Genomic DNA, 13,557 nt, shown 5'->3' with positions numbered 1-13,557 from the left:
CACCTAAGTTTCCGTACGGGTCAAGATTTCGTACCCGTCTTCGATAACGGCAATCGTATGTTCGAAGTGTGCGCAGAGAGAGCCGTCCACCGTAACGACCGTCCAGTTATCGGCAAGCGTCCTTACATAGCGTTCCCCTAAGTTTACCATCGGCTCGATGGCGAGCACCATGCCCGGTTTGAGCCGCGGCCCCCGATCGGGAATGCCGTAGTTCGGAATTTGCGGTTCCTCGTGCAGTTCCGCGCCGACGCCATGACCGACGTATTCGCGAACGACCGAGAACCCGGCCTCTTCGATAACCTTCTGAATTCGGTGAGAGATCGTAAACAGACGAACGTCGGGGCGGATGATCTCCAAACCGGCGAAAAGGGACGTTTCCGTCACGTCCAATAGACGCTGGGCCTCCTCGCTGATCTTCCCGACTCCGTAGGTCCACGCCGAATCCCCGTGATACCCTTTGTACTTCGCGCCGATGTCGATGCTGATGATGTCGCCCTCTACGAGCTTCCGCGGTCCGGGGAACCCGTGAACGAGCTCCTCGTTGACGGAAGCGCATATGCTGGACGGGAACCCGTTATAGCCTTTAAAGGAAGGAACCGCGCCTTGGCTCGTAATATAAGCCTCGGCGATCCGATCCAGCTCCCCGGTCGTGATCCCCGGCTCCACCGCCTGTTTCATCAGGCGATGGGTCTCGGCGACAATCCGTCCGGCCTCCCGCATCAAGTTCAGTTCCGATTCGGATTTGCACACGATCATGGCCGGTTACCCTCTCAGGAGGGAAACGATCTCGGCCGTAACCGCGTCGATATCCTTCTCCCCGTCCACTTCCCGGAGCAAACCTTTGTTGCCGTAATACTCCAGCAGCGGCGCCGTCTTGCTCGTATATTCGTCGAGCCGGGTGCCAACCTTCTCCTCCGTGTCGTCGGAACGCTGGTACAGTTCTCCCCCGCACTTGTCGCAAACCGCTTCCTGCTTCGGCGGGTTGAACAATACATGGTACGTCGCTCCGCACGATTTGCAGATTCTCCGTCCCGTCAGGCGGGCGAGCAGCAGGCTGCGGTCCACCTTCAGGTTGATGACGTGATCGATCTTCCGGCCCATGTCGGCCAGCATCTCGTCAAGCGCTTCGGCTTGCGCCAGCGTACGGGGAAACCCGTCGAGCAGAAATCCCGATTCGCAATCGGCCAGGCCGAGCCGGTCGCGGACGATTCCGTTCGTCACCTCGTCCGGAACCAGCAGGCCCTTATCGACGTACTCTTTGGCCTTCTGACCGAGCGGGGTGTTCTCTTTCATTGCCAAGCGGAAAGCGTCCCCGGTCGAAATATGCGGGATGCCGAACCGTTCAACGATGCGTTCGGCCTGCGTACCTTTACCGGCGCCAGGAGGCCCCATAAACAAAGTGTTCATTGCTGTTCCTCCCATGGCGTTGCTACTTATTGATAAACCCTTTGTAGTGGCGCTTAATCAACTGGCTCTCGACCTGCTTCATCGTCTCGAGCGCAACGCCCACGACGATCAGCAGCGAAGTGCCGCCGAGCCGTACCGAACGCGGCAAGCCTCCCAGATCTCCGAAGGCGACCGGAAGAAGCGAGATAACGGCCAGGAAGACGGCCCCGGCCAGCGTGATGCGGGTGATAACCCGCGTCAGATAACCGGAAGTCGGCTTGCCCGGACGAATGCCCGGAATGTAGCCGCCGTTCTTCTTCATGTTGTCGGCCAACTGTTGAGGGTTGAACTGAACGAACGTGTAGAAAAAGGTGAAGCCGACGATGAGCAGAACGTACAGCACCATGCCCAGCGGCTTGTCGTAGTACAGGTGGTTGATAACCCACTGGGCCCAGTCGTGATTGGACCAGAATTGGGCGATCGTAATCGGGAACATCAGCAGCGAAGAGGCGAAGATGACCGGGATGACGCCGGCGCCATTCACCTTGAGCGGAATGTGCGTCGACTGCCCGCCGTACATCTTCTGGCCCACGACGCGCTTCGCGTATTGAACCGGAATTTTCCGAACGCCCTGTTGCACGAAGATGACGCCGACAACGATCAGCAGCACCACGAGTACAATGATGACCAGGCGTACGACGCTCCAGAACACCTGTCCGTCGTTGTTCGCGAATTGGTCGCGGTAAATATCCTGCGCGTATTGCGGAATGCGCGAGATGATCGCCGCGAACATCAGGATCGAGATGCCGTTGCCGATGCCCTTCTCGTTGATCTGCTCGCCGAGCCACATCAGGAACGACGTGCCCGCGGTGAGCACGATCGCGATCATGATGTAGGTGGCGGCCGACGGATCCAGAACCATCTGGCTGTTGTAAATCCGGTTAAAACCGATAGCGGTCGCGAATGCCTGGACCAAACCCAGAATGACCGTTCCGTATCGCGTTACCTGCGCCAGCTTGCGCTTGCCGTTCTCGCCTTCTTTAGCCCATTCCGCGAACTTCGGAATGACGTCCATCGACAACAACTGCACGATGATCGAAGCCGTGATATACGGCATGATCCCGAGCGCGAAGATCGAGAACTGGAACAGGGCGCCGCCGGAGAAAGTGTTCAACAATCCGAACAGCTCGTTGCCTTGTGTGTTCGCCATCTCAAGCACGCTTTTGTCAATGTTCGGCACCGGGATAAAAGAACCAACACGATAGACAAGCAGAATGAAAAGGGTAAACAGGATCCTTCTGCGAAGGTCCTCTACCTTCCAAATGTTGGAGACGGTCGCGAACATTAGATCACCTCGGTTTTACCGCCGGCGGCCTGGATTTTTTCTGCTGCGGATTGCGAAAACTTGTGAGCTTTGACCGTCAGCTGTACGCTCAGTTCGCCGTTGCCGAGAACCTTGATGCCATCCTTCGGGTTTTTCAGGATGCCTTCGGAAAGCAGAAGCTCAGGCGTCACTTCCGTGCCTGCAGCGAAGCGGTTCAACTGCTCCAGGTTGATGATCGCGTATTCCGTCGCGAAACGGTCGTTGTTGAAGCCGCGCTTCGGCAGTCTGCGGTACAGAGGGTTCTGGCCGCCTTCGAATCCGGGACGAACACCGCCGCCGGAACGAGCGTTTTGACCTTTGTGACCGCGGGTGGACGTTTTGCCCATACCGCTGCCGATGCCGCGACCGACGCGCTTGCGGCTGAACTTGGATCCTTCAGCAGGAGAAAGTTCATGCAATTTCATCGTTCGTCGCACCTCCTTGAGTGATTTGCGCTTGCTGGTTAATCGCGTTTTATACTTCCTTAACTTCGACCAGGTGGCTGACTTGGTTCACCATGCCGCGAATGGCCGCGTTGTCTTCTTTAACGACAGTGGAGTTTACTTTGCGAAGCCCGAGCGACTGGATCGTCGCGCGTTGATTGCCGGGACGGCCGATCAGGCTGCGCTTCAACGTAATTTGCAGTTGCGCCATGTTGTCCCCTCCTTAACCGAGCAGCTCTTCCACGGTTTTGCCGCGGAGCTTCGCTACGTCTTCGGCGCGCTTCAGTCGGGACAGACCTTCCAACGTCGCATTCACCATGTTGATGGAGTTGGAGGAGCCGAGCGATTTCGTCAAAATGTCGCCGACGCCAGCCAGTTCGAGCACCGCGCGGACAGGACCGCCCGCGATAACGCCCGTACCTTCGGAAGCTGGCTTCAACAGCACTTTGCCGGCGCCGAATCTTCCTTCGACCGTGTGCGGAATCGTGGTTCCGACGAGCGGAACGAAAATCAGGTTTTTCTTGGCATCGTCGATGCCCTTACGAATCGCATCCGGGACTTCGCTGGCTTTGCCGATACCGGCGCCAACCCAGCCCTTGCCGTCGCCGACAACGACCAGTGCGCTGAAGCTGAAACGGCGTCCGCCCTTGACGACCTTGGATACGCGGTTGATTTGAACCATCTTTTCCGTAAGTTCCAACGTATTCGGATCTACACGCAAGTCGTTAACCTCCTTATGCCCAAATTTTTAGAACTGCAGACCGGCTTCGCGAGCCGCGTCCGCCAGTGCTTGGATCCGTCCGTGGTACAAGTAGCCGCCGCGATCGAATACGACATTCTCGTATCCTTTCTCCTTGGCGCGCTTCGCGATCAGTTCGCCCACTTTGCGAGCGGACTCGACGTTGCCGCCGTTGCCGATCTGGGAAGCCAGTTCCTTGTCGACCGTCGATGCGGAAGCGATCGTTACGCCTTTGATGTCATCGATCAGCTGCGCGTAGATGTGCTTCGAAGAACGGAATACGGAGAGACGCGGACGTTCGTTCGTCCCGCTGATTTTCTTGCGCACGCGAAGGTGGCGTTTCAGGCGGGCTTTATTTTTATCGCTTTTGGTGATCATCCTAAGATACACTCCTTAACGGTTGCATGTGGGCAGCGTCAGGCCACCCGCAACTTCGTTTCATTATTTCTTCTTGCCGGCCTTGCCTTCCTTGCGGAGGATGCGCTCGCCTTCGTACTTGATGCCTTTGCCCTTGTAAGGCTCCGGCGGACGTACGGCGCGCACTTTGGCGGCGATGGCGCCGACGACTTCCTTGTCGATGCCTTTGACGATGATCCGGTTCTGAGCCGGAACTTCGAATTCGATGCCGTTCTCCGGAACGAATTCGACCGGATGAGAGTACCCGACGTTCAAGACGAGCTTCTCGCCGGACTTGCTGGCGCGATAGCCGACGCCGACAAGCTCAAGATTCTTCGCGAAACCTTCGGTTACGCCGCCCACCATGTTGGCGACGACGCTGCGCGTCGTTCCGTGAAGAGAACGATGAAGCTTCTGGTCGGAAGGACGCTCGACGGTAATGACGTCGCCTTCGACCGAAACTTTCATGTCTTTGTGCAATTCGCGGGACAAAGTTCCTTTCGGTCCTTTGACGGTAATCAAATTGTTGTCCAGGTTCACGTTCACGCCGTTAGGCACCTGGATCGGTTTGCGTCCGATACGGGACATGAGTACACCTCCTCACTTGTGCGGGTAAATTACCAAACGTAGCAAAGAACTTCGCCGCCGGCTTTCCCTTGACGGGCTTCCTTGTCGGTGACGATGCCTTTGGAAGTAGAGATGATCGCGATGCCGAGACCGCCCAGTACGCGCGGAACTTCGCTCGACTTCGTGTAAACGCGCAGGCCCGGCTTGCTGATGCGCTTCAGGCCCGTGATGACGCGCTCGTTGTTCGGTCCGTACTTCAGGAAAATACGGATCAGCCCTTGCTTGTTGTCCTCTACGTATTCGGCGTCACGAATGAAGCCTTCCCGCTTGAGGATCTCCGCGATTTGCTTTTTGACCTTCGACGCCGGCAGTTCCACCGTCTCGTGGCGTACCAGGTTCGCGTTGCGAATACGCGTCAGCATATCTGCAATGGGATCAGACATAACCATGGGGTAAACCTCCTTCCCGAACTAGGCTGATTACCAGCTCGCTTTTTTGACGCCAGGAATCTGGCCTTTGTATGCCAACTCACGGAAACAAATCCGGCAGATCTTGAACTTTTGCAGCACGGAATGCGGACGTCCGCAACGCTCGCACCGCGTGTAAGCACGGACTTGAAACTTCGGCGGACGCTGTTGCTTGATTTTCATCGACGTTTTTGCCACTTGCTTTCACACCTCCCAATGGGTCCCTTGGCTTCTGGCCAGGTGGGCGAGGTCACTTCACGAACGGCATGCCGAGTTGCGTCAGCAGTTCGCGCGCTTCTTCGTCCGATTGCGCCGTCGTTACGATAACGATATCCATCCCGCGAATCTTTTCGACCTTGTCGTACTCGATCTCGGGGAAGATCAGTTGTTCCTTGATACCCAGCGTGTAGTTGCCGCGGCCGTCGAACGCCTTGCTCGAAACGCCGCGGAAGTCGCGAACGCGCGGAAGCGAGATGTTGAACAGCTTGTCGAGGAAGAAGTACATGCGATCGCCGCGCAGCGTTACCTTGGCGCCGATCGGAGCGTTCTCGCGAAGGCGGAAGCCTGCGATCGATTTCTTCGCGCGGGTGATGACCGGCTTCTGGCCGGCGATGCGCTGAAGATCTTCAACGGCGGCGTCCAGCACTTTGGAGTTCTGAACCGCGTCGCCGACGCCCATGTTAATGACAACCTTCTCGATCTTCGGCACTTGCATCACCGATTTGTAGCTGAACTTCTGCATCAGGGCAGGAGTAATTTCATTCAGGAAACGTTCTTTCATTCTTGCTGCCATTTGTCACAGTGACCTCCTTTCCGTCCGTACTGCGATTAGTCGATCTCTTGGCCGGAACGCTTGGCGATCCGGACTTTCTTGCCGTTTTCGAGCACTTTGTAGCCGATCCGGGTCGGCTTGCCGCTCTTCGGGTCGACGTGCATCACGTTGGAAGCGTGGATCGGAGCTTCCTGTTCGATGATGCCGCCTTGTTGGTTGTTCATGCTCGGGCGCGTATGCTTCTTGACCATATTCACGCCTTCGACCAGGACGCGGTTCTCGCGCGGATAAGCGGCGATGACTCGGCCCTTCTTGCCTTTATCTTTGCCGGAGATGACGATGACGTTATCGTCCTTCTTCACGTGCAGCTTGTTGTTATGCGATTCGAGCACCTTTTTCAAACGGGGCATGGGTACACCTCCTCGAGTGTTTCTCCATGGACATCGGCCGGCTTACAGCACTTCCGGCGCCAGAGAAATGATTTTCATGAAATCACGTTCGCGCAGCTCGCGAGCGACAGGTCCAAAGATCCGGGTTCCGCGCGGGCTTTTGTCTTCCTTGACGATAACGGCCGCGTTCTCGTCGAACGCGATGTAGGAGCCGTCCTTGCGGCGTACGGAGCGCTTCGTCCGCACGATGACGCATTTGACGACATCGCCCTTCTTGACAACGCCACCTGGCGTTGCTTGTTTGACGGAAGCAACGATCAGATCGCCGATGTGTCCGACGCGGCGTCCCGTACCTCCGAGAACGCGGATGCACATCAGTTCTTTCGCGCCCGAGTTGTCGGCGACGGCCAGTCTCGTAAACGGTTGAATCATCGTAGGGTCCTCCTTTCATCTGCGGTGAGAAGCGGCGTTATACGATAACGGCTTTCTCGGTAACTTCGACAAGGCGCCAGTTCTTATCCTTCGAAAGCGGGCGGGTCTCCATGATCTTCACGGTATCGCCGATCTTCGCTTCGTTGTTCTCGTCGTGAGCCTTGAACTTCTTCGTGTACTTGATGCGTTTATGATAGAGGCTGTGCTTCTTGTACGTCTCGACAGCCACCACGATCGTTTTGTCCATCTTGTCGCTGACGACTTTACCGATCTGCACCTTGCGGTTGTTGCGGTCGCTCATTGAAATCCTCCTTCCCGGAAGCGGTGTTCGGGTTTGTTGTTCGGGGTTTAGCCGATGCCGAGTTCACGCTCGCGCAAAATGGTTTTGGCCCGGGCAATCTCCTTGCGCAGCTCGCTGATGCGATGCGGGTTGTCCAGTTGGCCGGTAGCCAGTTGGAAACGGAGGTTAAACAGCTCTTCCTTGAAGCCGGCAACTTTCTGCTCGATCTCGACGGAGGTCAAGTTGCGGAATTCACTGCCCTTCATTCGCTTCACCACCCAGTTCTTCACGTTTCACAAACTTCGTCTTGATCGGCAGCTTATGAGCCGCAAGACGCATCGCTTCACGTGCGACTTCCTCGGGTACGCCGGCGAGCTCAAACAGGATCTTGCCCGGTTTGACGACGGCAACCCATTTCTCCACGTTACCTTTACCGCTACCCATCCGGACTTCAAGAGGCTTCTGGGTGATCGGCTTGGACGGGAAAATCTTGATCCATACTTTACCGCCCCGCTTGATGTAGCGGGTCATGGCGATACGGGCAGCCTCGATCTGGCGGTTCGTGATCCAGGACGGCTCCTGCGCTTGCAGGCCGTATTCGCCGAAGTTTACCGTCGTGCCGCCCTTGGCGGCGCCCTTCATCTTCCCGCGATGCTGCTTGCGGTGCTTGACGCGTTTAGGGACCAACATGGTTTAGTTGCCTCCTTCCACAGCGGCTCTTCTCTTCTTCGCCGGAAGGACCTCGCCGCGGTAGATCCATACTTTGACGCCGATGCGTCCGTAGGTCGTATGGGCTTCAGCCGTGCCGTAGTCGATGTCCGCGCGCAGCGTGTGCAGCGGAACCGTTCCTTCGCTGTAACCTTCCGTACGTGCGATTTCGGCGCCGCCGAGACGGCCGCTGACCGAAGTCTTGATGCCCTTGGCGCCGGCGCGCAGGGTACGTTGAATCGATTGCTTCATGGCGCGGCGGAACGCGATGCGGCGCTCCAGCTGCTGCGCGATGCCTTCAGCCACCAGCGTGGCGTCCAGTTCCGGATTTTTGATCTCGGAGATGTTGATGTGCACTTTCTTGCCGTTCGTCAGCTTCGTGAGCTCGCCGCGAATCACTTCGACTTCGGCGCCGCCCTTGCCGATAACCATGCCCGGCTTAGCGGTGTGAATCGTCACGTTGACGCGATTGGCTGCACGTTCGATCTCGAAGCGCGAAACGGCCGCGTCTTTCAATTTATTTTTGAGGAATTCGCGGATTTTGACATCCTCCATCAGGAGAGTGCCGAAGTCCTTGTCGGCATACCACTTGGATTCCCAATCACGGATGATGCCGATGCGAAGACCGACGGGATTTACTTTTTGACCCACACGTTGTCCCTCCTTATTTTTCGGATACGACCAGCGTAATGTGGCTGGAACGTTTGAAAATGCTGAACGCGCGGCCCTGGGAACGCGGTTGGAACCGTTTCAGGGTCGGGCCCTCGTTGACGTAAGCTTCGGTGATGACCAGCTTGTTCACGTCCAGCTGGTAATTATGCTCGGCATTGGCCACCGCGGAGTTCAGCAGCTTCTCCAGAACGGGGGAAGCGGAACGCGGAGTGTGACGCAGGATCGCCACCGCCTCGCCCACTTTCTTGCCGCGGATCAGGTCTACGACCAAGCGGACTTTGCGGGCCGGAATGCGGATGTATCTCGCCACGGCTTTTGCTTCTTGTGCCATCGATGTACCTCCTTCCCTAATCTTGCGCGCGACCGGTGAACCGGCCGCTGCCTATTATCTTCTGCCCGTCTTCTTGTCGTCGTCGGTGTGCCCTTTGTACGTGCGCGTCGGCGCGAATTCCCCGAGCTTATGTCCGACCATGTCTTCCGTCACATAGACCGGCACATGCTTGCGGCCGTCGTATACGGCGAACGTATGGCCGACGAACTGCGGGAAAATCGTCGAGCGGCGGGACCACGTTTTGATAACGACTTTCTTGTTGGACTCGTTCATCACGTCAACTTTCTTCAGCAGATAGTCGTCGACGAAAGGTCCTTTCTTCAAGCTGCGACCCATGGAAACATCCTCCCTTCAACCCGGCTTAGAGGGTTGGCCGTAATAGCCAGATTACTTGCGGCGGCGTACGATATATTGGCTGGAAGCTTTCTTCTTCTTGCGCGTCTTGTAACCGAGAGTCGGCTTGCCCCAAGGCGACATCGGCGACTTGCGTCCGATCGGAGCGCGTCCTTCGCCACCGCCGTGCGGGTGATCGACCGGGTTCATGACGACACCGCGTACGATCGGGCGCTTGCCCATGTTGCGCGAGCGGCCGGCTTTACCGATGTTGATCAGCTCGTGGTCCTGATTGCCGACGGAACCGACCGTTGCGCGGCAGCGCTTCAGGACCCTGCGGATCTCGCCGGATGCCAGGCGAATCGTCACGTACGTCTCTTCCTTGCCGAGCAGTTGGGCTTCCGTACCGGCTGCGCGAACGAGTTGTCCGCCCTTGCCCGGCTTCAGCTCGATGTTGTGGATAACCGTACCGACCGGAATGTTCTCCAGCGGAAGCGCGTTGCCCACTTTGATGTCGGCGCCTGCGCCCGATACGATCTCGTCGCCGACCTTCAGACCCTTCGGAGCGACGATGTAGCGCTTCTCCCCGTCCAGGTAGTTGATCAGCGCGATGTAAGAGGTGCGGTTCGGATCGTATTCGATCGAAGCGACGCGTCCGGGAACGCCGTCCTTGTCGCGCTTGAAGTCGATGATCCGGTATTTGCGCTTATGGCCGCCGCCTTGGTGGCGAACCGTGATTTTGCCTTGGTGATTCCGTCCGCCGCGCTTCGGAAGAGGCGCGAGCAGCGATTTCTCCGGCGTCGAAGTCGTTACTTCTTCGAACGTGGACATCGTCATCTGCCTGCGGCTCGGCGACGTCGGCTTAAACTTTTTAACTGGCACTGAATTTCCCTCCTTACGTTGCAGACTTTAGGTTAAACCGAAGCTTCGAAGAACTCGAGCGGCTTGCTGCCTTCGGCCAGCTGAACGATCGCTTTCTTCCATTCCGAGGTGTACCCGGAGTGGCGTCCGTAGCGGCGCGGCTTAGCCGGCATGCGAAGCGTATTGACGCTGACGACCTTCACTTTGAAGATCGATTCGATCGCTTGCTTGATTTCCGTCTTGTTGGAACGGATATCGACTTCGAACACGTATTTGAGCTGTTCGACAAATTCGCTCGTGCGCTCGGTAATGACCGGACGCTTGATAATATCGCGAGGGTTTTTCATTACGCGAACACCTCCTCGACTTTGGCGACCGCATCCTTGGTGATGATGAGCTTATCATGCACCATGATGTCGAGCACGTTGATCCCCGTTGCGGAGACAAACTTGACTCCAGGGATGTTACGTGCGGACAGGGCCACGTTTTCTTCAAAGTCGGCCGTGACGACCAGCGCCTTGCGCTCGACTTTGAGGTTGTTCAGAATGGCTGCGAATTCCTTCGTCTTCGGCTGCGCCAGGCTCAGAGCGTCCAGAACGATAATTTCGTTCCCGACTACCTTGCTGGACAGAGCCGACTTGATCGCCAGACGGCGAACCTTACGGGGAAGTTTGAAGCCGTAGCTGCGCGGAGTCGGTCCGAAAACGATACCGCCGCCCTTCCATTGAGGCGAACGGATCGAGCCTTGACGGGCGCGGCCGGTGCCTTTTTGTTTCCACGGCTTGCGGCCGCCGCCGCGCACTTCGGAACGTCCCTTGGTCTTGTGCGTTCCTTGGCGTACGGAAGCTTGTTGAAGAACGACGGCGCTGTGCAGAACGTGCGTATTCGGCGTTACGCCGAAGATGTTGTCCGCCAGTTCGAGTTCTCCGACTTGACTGCCGCTAACGTTGTATACATTCACTTTAGGCATGAGTGGTCCTCCTTTCCGAAGCAATGATGATTATTTCTTCACCGACGAGCGGATTTTGAGATAGCTGTTGCGAGCGCCCGGAACGGAGCCCTTGATCAGCAGCACGTTGCGCTCGGCATCGACTTTGACGACTTCGAGGTTCTGAACCGTGATCGTCTCGCTGCCCAGACGGCCGTGCATTTTCTTGCCCTTCGGCACGCGGTTTGCGTCGCGGATCGTAGCGAGCGAACCGTTGCCGCGATGGTACTTCGAACCGTGCGTCATCTTGCCGCGCTGGAAGCCCCAACGCTTGATGGCGCCCGCCGTACCTTTACCTTTGGAAATCCCCGTTACGTCAACAAACTCTCCCTCAGCAAAAACGTCAACTTTGACTTCGCCGCCTACTTCGAGGCTTTGCGAACCGCTGATTTCGCGAATGAAGCGCTTGGGGCCAGTGTTGGCTTTTTTGGCATGGCCGATGGCCGGTTTGTTCGCGAGCTTCTCGCGCTTGTCGGCAAAGCCGAGCTGAACCGCCTCGTACCCGTCGTTGTCCGCCGTCTTGACTTGCAGCACGACGTTCGGAGTTGCCTCGACTACCGTGACCGGCACGACGCTTCCGTCGGCAGCGAACACTTGAGTCATTCCGAGTTTGCGTCCCAAGATTCCTTTCATGTTGACACCTCTTTTCCTTTCGTTATCCACAACTGATTGGTTTTCTTATTAGAGCTTGATTTCGATATCCACACCGGACGGCAGGTCAAGGCGCATCAGCGCGTCTACCGTTTGCGGCGTCGGATTGACGATGTCGATCAAGCGCTTGTGCGTACGCATCTCGAATTGCTCGCGCGAATCCTTGTACTTGTGAACCGCGCGCAGAATCGTGATGACCTGCTTCTCGGTCGGCAGCGGAATCGGACCGGACACGCCGGCTCCCGTGCGCTTAGCCGTCTCTACGATTTTCTCCGCGGATTGATCCAGGATACGGTGATCGTAGGCTTTCAAACGGATACGGATTTTTTGCTTTGCCATAGAAGTTCCCTCCTTCATTCGCCCAATTTTGGAATCGGACATACTCCGCGGGAATAACCCGACTTACTCCCATCTGCCGCCCTATGGCAAAGGGGCCGGGTGTGTCGGCAACCTCCCGCATCATCGCACAGTCACAGACCAACATTCACTATTATAGCGATCCGCCTAAGCAAAAGCAACAAAAAGTTACCCTTTTTTGAAAATGATCCGAATTGTTTTCAAACAGTCGGCCGGATGTCTCAGAGACATATATATAATAGAAGAAACGCATAGAAGAAACGCGATAAATCCGAACCGCCCTCGCATTGTTCGGACCGCCGTGCGAATGGATTTCAGCAGCTTCCTTGTGCTATGATGCTGATTGGATCTCGTACAAGGAGGAATACTCAGTATGCACTACCGTTCACGCCAGCTACTTTTGCTCGCGGCGCTCGCTCTCGTAATGCTTGCCGTCTCCGCATGCGGAGGAAAGAACGACAAATCTTCGGCATCGTCCGGAGGCGTCGATCCGAACGCCAAGCATCCCGTCGTGACGATCGAAATGGACAATGGCAAGACGATCAAGGCGGAGCTTTACCCGGAAGTCGCGCCGAATACCGTCAACAACTTCATTTCGCTCATTAAAAAAGGTTTTTACGACGGGACGATTTTCCACCGGATCATTCCCGGGTTTATGATCCAGGGAGGAGATCCCGACGGCACGGGAACAGGCGGACCGGGCTACAGCATTCCAGGAGAATTCACTCAAAACGGATTTAAGAACAATCTGCTCCACACGCGAGGAGTCTTGTCCATGGCGCGGACGAACGAACCGGACACCGCCGGTTCGCAGTTCTTTATCGTTGTAGCGGATGCATATCCGTCGTTGGACGGACTCTACGCAACATTCGGCAAAGTGACGGAAGGCATGGACGTCGTCGATGAGATCGTTGCGTTGCCTCGCGACGAGAACGATCGCCCGAATACCCCGCCGGTTATGAAAAAAGTAACCGTGGATACGCTCGGCGTCGACTATCCGGAGCCGAAGAAGTCGCCGTGAAGATTGGATGGGAGGCTCCCCGTTCGTTGAGTAACCGACATTCCACGCCAATACGGCGTTTCAGCCGCTGGAGTGCGATGGACGCATGCGCTCGTACAGCCCAGGAAAGTCGATAATTCCCTGCCTGTGCGAGCCTTCGTTTGTTACAGAGCGATTCAGCACTGCGCTTCCGGCTATCCGCCAGTAGCCCGGTCTGGCGTTCCCCCATTGGCAAGCCTGCCACTCCGGTATCCCTAATTTTAGCGTATTATACACCTTCTTCTTGAAAATAACCGATCCATCCGCTCTTCAGGTTGCGACCTGGTATGTCGATCGCCCTGTCTCCGACAGGCACTTTCGTCGATACGCTTCTCCGCACCTAGCTACACGGGGGCTTGGCCCCTCCCCCCAACCGGGCTTTC

General features: G+C 56.7%; 25 protein-coding genes. 1 reads left to right on the top strand and 24 read right to left on the bottom strand.

What is annotated here, in order from left to right; translation table 11 throughout:
* Positions 1 to 3: 3 nt before the first annotated feature.
* The 24 genes from map to rpsJ all read right to left on the bottom strand — a co-directional run bounded on the left by map (position 4) and on the right by rpsJ (position 12,117).
* Positions 4 to 756, bottom strand: coding sequence for a type I methionyl aminopeptidase (gene map / locus H7C18_RS29070; RefSeq protein ID WP_185132625.1), 753 nt, complete (start codon positions 754 to 756; stop codon positions 4 to 6).
* 6 nt (positions 757 to 762) lie between these two features.
* The gene (locus tag H7C18_RS29065; protein ID WP_185132624.1) at positions 763 to 1,407 is read right to left on the bottom strand and encodes an adenylate kinase; all 645 of its coding nucleotides are present in this window, start codon (positions 1,405 to 1,407) and stop codon (positions 763 to 765) included.
* A gap of 22 nt (positions 1,408 to 1,429) precedes the next feature.
* The gene (secY, locus tag H7C18_RS29060; protein WP_185132623.1) at positions 1,430 to 2,731 is read right to left on the bottom strand and encodes a preprotein translocase subunit SecY; all 1,302 of its coding nucleotides are present in this window, start codon (positions 2,729 to 2,731) and stop codon (positions 1,430 to 1,432) included.
* Entirely contained in the window at positions 2,731 to 3,174 is a 444-nt protein-coding gene (rplO, locus tag H7C18_RS29055) for a 50S ribosomal protein L15 (RefSeq protein WP_185132622.1), read from the bottom strand. Before rplO ends, secY begins: the two co-directional genes overlap by 1 nt.
* 49 nt (positions 3,175 to 3,223) lie before the next feature.
* Positions 3,224 to 3,403, bottom strand: coding sequence for a 50S ribosomal protein L30 (gene rpmD, locus H7C18_RS29050; RefSeq protein ID WP_185132621.1), 180 nt, complete (start codon positions 3,401 to 3,403; stop codon positions 3,224 to 3,226).
* Positions 3,404 to 3,415: 12 nt separating this feature from the next.
* Positions 3,416 to 3,913: a 30S ribosomal protein S5 gene (rpsE, locus tag H7C18_RS29045; protein ID WP_185132620.1), complete on the bottom strand. Its 498-nt coding sequence runs from the start codon at positions 3,911 to 3,913 to the stop codon at positions 3,416 to 3,418.
* A gap of 27 nt (positions 3,914 to 3,940) precedes the next feature.
* Positions 3,941 to 4,309, bottom strand: coding sequence for a 50S ribosomal protein L18 (rplR, locus tag H7C18_RS29040; protein WP_185132619.1), 369 nt, complete (start codon positions 4,307 to 4,309; stop codon positions 3,941 to 3,943).
* Positions 4,310 to 4,372: 63 nt separating this feature from the next.
* Positions 4,373 to 4,915, bottom strand: coding sequence for a 50S ribosomal protein L6 (rplF, locus tag H7C18_RS29035; protein WP_185132618.1), 543 nt, complete (start codon positions 4,913 to 4,915; stop codon positions 4,373 to 4,375).
* 29 nt (positions 4,916 to 4,944) lie between these two features.
* Entirely contained in the window at positions 4,945 to 5,343 is a 399-nt protein-coding gene (gene rpsH, locus H7C18_RS29030) for a 30S ribosomal protein S8 (RefSeq protein WP_185132617.1), read from the bottom strand.
* A gap of 30 nt (positions 5,344 to 5,373) precedes the next feature.
* Entirely contained in the window at positions 5,374 to 5,559 is a 186-nt protein-coding gene (locus H7C18_RS29025) for a type Z 30S ribosomal protein S14 (protein ID WP_090117903.1), read from the bottom strand.
* A gap of 52 nt (positions 5,560 to 5,611) precedes the next feature.
* A complete protein-coding gene (gene rplE, locus H7C18_RS29020; protein WP_185132616.1) occupies positions 5,612 to 6,154 on the bottom strand; it encodes a 50S ribosomal protein L5 in 543 nt (180 codons plus the stop codon).
* A 35-nt stretch (positions 6,155 to 6,189) separates the two neighbouring features.
* A complete protein-coding gene (gene rplX / locus H7C18_RS29015) occupies positions 6,190 to 6,543 on the bottom strand; it encodes a 50S ribosomal protein L24 (RefSeq protein ID WP_238358041.1) in 354 nt (117 codons plus the stop codon).
* A 42-nt stretch (positions 6,544 to 6,585) separates the two neighbouring features.
* Positions 6,586 to 6,954, bottom strand: a complete 369-nt coding sequence (gene rplN, locus H7C18_RS29010) for a 50S ribosomal protein L14 (RefSeq protein WP_027087361.1) — start codon at positions 6,952 to 6,954, stop codon at positions 6,586 to 6,588.
* Positions 6,955 to 6,991: 37 nt separating this feature from the next.
* Entirely contained in the window at positions 6,992 to 7,255 is a 264-nt protein-coding gene (gene rpsQ / locus H7C18_RS29005) for a 30S ribosomal protein S17 (protein ID WP_185132615.1), read from the bottom strand.
* A 47-nt stretch (positions 7,256 to 7,302) separates the two neighbouring features.
* On the bottom strand, positions 7,303 to 7,500 hold the full coding sequence (rpmC, locus tag H7C18_RS29000; RefSeq protein WP_126961576.1) for a 50S ribosomal protein L29: 198 nt from the start codon (positions 7,498 to 7,500) through the stop codon (positions 7,303 to 7,305).
* A complete protein-coding gene (gene rplP, locus H7C18_RS28995; protein ID WP_185132614.1) occupies positions 7,487 to 7,924 on the bottom strand; it encodes a 50S ribosomal protein L16 in 438 nt (145 codons plus the stop codon). Before rplP ends, rpmC begins: the two co-directional genes overlap by 14 nt.
* Before the next feature lie 3 nt (positions 7,925 to 7,927).
* Complete coding sequence (rpsC, locus tag H7C18_RS28990; RefSeq protein ID WP_185132613.1) at positions 7,928 to 8,593, bottom strand: 30S ribosomal protein S3; 666 nt, start codon at positions 8,591 to 8,593, stop codon at positions 7,928 to 7,930.
* A 13-nt stretch (positions 8,594 to 8,606) separates the two neighbouring features.
* The gene (gene rplV / locus H7C18_RS28985) at positions 8,607 to 8,945 is read right to left on the bottom strand and encodes a 50S ribosomal protein L22 (RefSeq protein ID WP_185132612.1); all 339 of its coding nucleotides are present in this window, start codon (positions 8,943 to 8,945) and stop codon (positions 8,607 to 8,609) included.
* A 54-nt stretch (positions 8,946 to 8,999) separates the two neighbouring features.
* The gene (gene rpsS, locus H7C18_RS28980) at positions 9,000 to 9,281 is read right to left on the bottom strand and encodes a 30S ribosomal protein S19 (RefSeq protein ID WP_185132611.1); all 282 of its coding nucleotides are present in this window, start codon (positions 9,279 to 9,281) and stop codon (positions 9,000 to 9,002) included.
* A gap of 51 nt (positions 9,282 to 9,332) precedes the next feature.
* Entirely contained in the window at positions 9,333 to 10,160 is an 828-nt protein-coding gene (gene rplB, locus H7C18_RS28975) for a 50S ribosomal protein L2 (protein ID WP_185132610.1), read from the bottom strand.
* 32 nt (positions 10,161 to 10,192) lie between these two features.
* Entirely contained in the window at positions 10,193 to 10,486 is a 294-nt protein-coding gene (gene rplW / locus H7C18_RS28970; RefSeq protein ID WP_185132609.1) for a 50S ribosomal protein L23, read from the bottom strand.
* Positions 10,486 to 11,109 (bottom strand): 50S ribosomal protein L4, encoded by a 624-nt coding sequence (gene rplD / locus H7C18_RS28965; RefSeq protein ID WP_185132608.1) that lies wholly within the window; start codon positions 11,107 to 11,109, stop codon positions 10,486 to 10,488. Before rplD ends, rplW begins: the two co-directional genes overlap by 1 nt.
* Before the next feature lie 30 nt (positions 11,110 to 11,139).
* Positions 11,140 to 11,760: a 50S ribosomal protein L3 gene (gene rplC, locus H7C18_RS28960; RefSeq protein WP_185132607.1), complete on the bottom strand. Its 621-nt coding sequence runs from the start codon at positions 11,758 to 11,760 to the stop codon at positions 11,140 to 11,142.
* A gap of 48 nt (positions 11,761 to 11,808) precedes the next feature.
* A complete protein-coding gene (gene rpsJ, locus H7C18_RS28955; protein WP_027092000.1) occupies positions 11,809 to 12,117 on the bottom strand; it encodes a 30S ribosomal protein S10 in 309 nt (102 codons plus the stop codon).
* A gap of 391 nt (positions 12,118 to 12,508) precedes the next feature.
* Between rpsJ and H7C18_RS28950 the strand changes: the two genes are divergently transcribed.
* Positions 12,509 to 13,156 carry a peptidylprolyl isomerase gene (locus H7C18_RS28950; RefSeq protein ID WP_185132606.1) on the top strand — a complete coding sequence of 216 codons (648 nt, stop codon included), beginning with the start codon at positions 12,509 to 12,511 and terminating at the stop codon, positions 13,154 to 13,156.
* The last annotated feature ends 401 nt before the right edge of the window (positions 13,157 to 13,557 follow it).

It is taken from the genome of Cohnella zeiphila, assembly GCF_014212055.1.
GTDB classification, from domain to species: domain Bacteria; phylum Bacillota; class Bacilli; order Paenibacillales; family Paenibacillaceae; genus Cohnella; species Cohnella zeiphila.
Note: the sequence above shows the minus strand (reverse complement) of the source record. Positions and strands in the feature narration are given on the sequence as shown.

Excerpts from the sequence above, each read along its gene's own strand:
- map (WP_185132625.1), bottom strand. The coding sequence starts at position 756 with ATGATCGTGTGCAAATCCGAATCGGAACTGAACTTGATGCGGGAGGCC.
- H7C18_RS29065 (WP_185132624.1), bottom strand. The coding sequence starts at position 1,407 with ATGAACACTTTGTTTATGGGGCCTCCTGGCGCCGGTAAAGGTACGCAG.
- secY (WP_185132623.1), bottom strand. The coding sequence starts at position 2,731 with ATGTTCGCGACCGTCTCCAACATTTGGAAGGTAGAGGACCTTCGCAGA.
- rplO (WP_185132622.1), bottom strand. The coding sequence starts at position 3,174 with ATGAAATTGCATGAACTTTCTCCTGCTGAAGGATCCAAGTTCAGCCGC.
- rpmD (WP_185132621.1), bottom strand. The coding sequence starts at position 3,403 with ATGGCGCAACTGCAAATTACGTTGAAGCGCAGCCTGATCGGCCGTCCC.
- rplR (WP_185132619.1), bottom strand. The coding sequence starts at position 4,309 with ATGATCACCAAAAGCGATAAAAATAAAGCCCGCCTGAAACGCCACCTT.
- rplF (WP_185132618.1), bottom strand. The coding sequence starts at position 4,915 with ATGTCCCGTATCGGACGCAAACCGATCCAGGTGCCTAACGGCGTGAAC.
- rpsH (WP_185132617.1), bottom strand. The coding sequence starts at position 5,343 with ATGGTTATGTCTGATCCCATTGCAGATATGCTGACGCGTATTCGCAAC.
- rplE (WP_185132616.1), bottom strand. The coding sequence starts at position 6,154 with ATGGCAGCAAGAATGAAAGAACGTTTCCTGAATGAAATTACTCCTGCC.
- rplX (WP_238358041.1), bottom strand. The coding sequence starts at position 6,543 with ATGCCCCGTTTGAAAAAGGTGCTCGAATCGCATAACAACAAGCTGCAC.
- rplN (WP_027087361.1), bottom strand. The coding sequence starts at position 6,954 with ATGATTCAACCGTTTACGAGACTGGCCGTCGCCGACAACTCGGGCGCG.
- rpsQ (WP_185132615.1), bottom strand. The coding sequence starts at position 7,255 with ATGAGCGACCGCAACAACCGCAAGGTGCAGATCGGTAAAGTCGTCAGC.
- rpmC (WP_126961576.1), bottom strand. The coding sequence starts at position 7,500 with ATGAAGGGCAGTGAATTCCGCAACTTGACCTCCGTCGAGATCGAGCAG.
- rplP (WP_185132614.1), bottom strand. The coding sequence starts at position 7,924 with ATGTTGGTCCCTAAACGCGTCAAGCACCGCAAGCAGCATCGCGGGAAG.
- rplV (WP_185132612.1), bottom strand. The coding sequence starts at position 8,945 with ATGGCACAAGAAGCAAAAGCCGTGGCGAGATACATCCGCATTCCGGCC.
- rpsS (WP_185132611.1), bottom strand. The coding sequence starts at position 9,281 with ATGGGTCGCAGCTTGAAGAAAGGACCTTTCGTCGACGACTATCTGCTG.
- rplW (WP_185132609.1), bottom strand. The coding sequence starts at position 10,486 with ATGAAAAACCCTCGCGATATTATCAAGCGTCCGGTCATTACCGAGCGC.
- rplD (WP_185132608.1), bottom strand. The coding sequence starts at position 11,109 with ATGCCTAAAGTGAATGTATACAACGTTAGCGGCAGTCAAGTCGGAGAA.
- rplC (WP_185132607.1), bottom strand. The coding sequence starts at position 11,760 with ATGAAAGGAATCTTGGGACGCAAACTCGGAATGACTCAAGTGTTCGCT.
- rpsJ (WP_027092000.1), bottom strand. The coding sequence starts at position 12,117 with ATGGCAAAGCAAAAAATCCGTATCCGTTTGAAAGCCTACGATCACCGT.
- H7C18_RS28950 (WP_185132606.1), top strand. The coding sequence starts at position 12,509 with ATGCACTACCGTTCACGCCAGCTACTTTTGCTCGCGGCGCTCGCTCTC.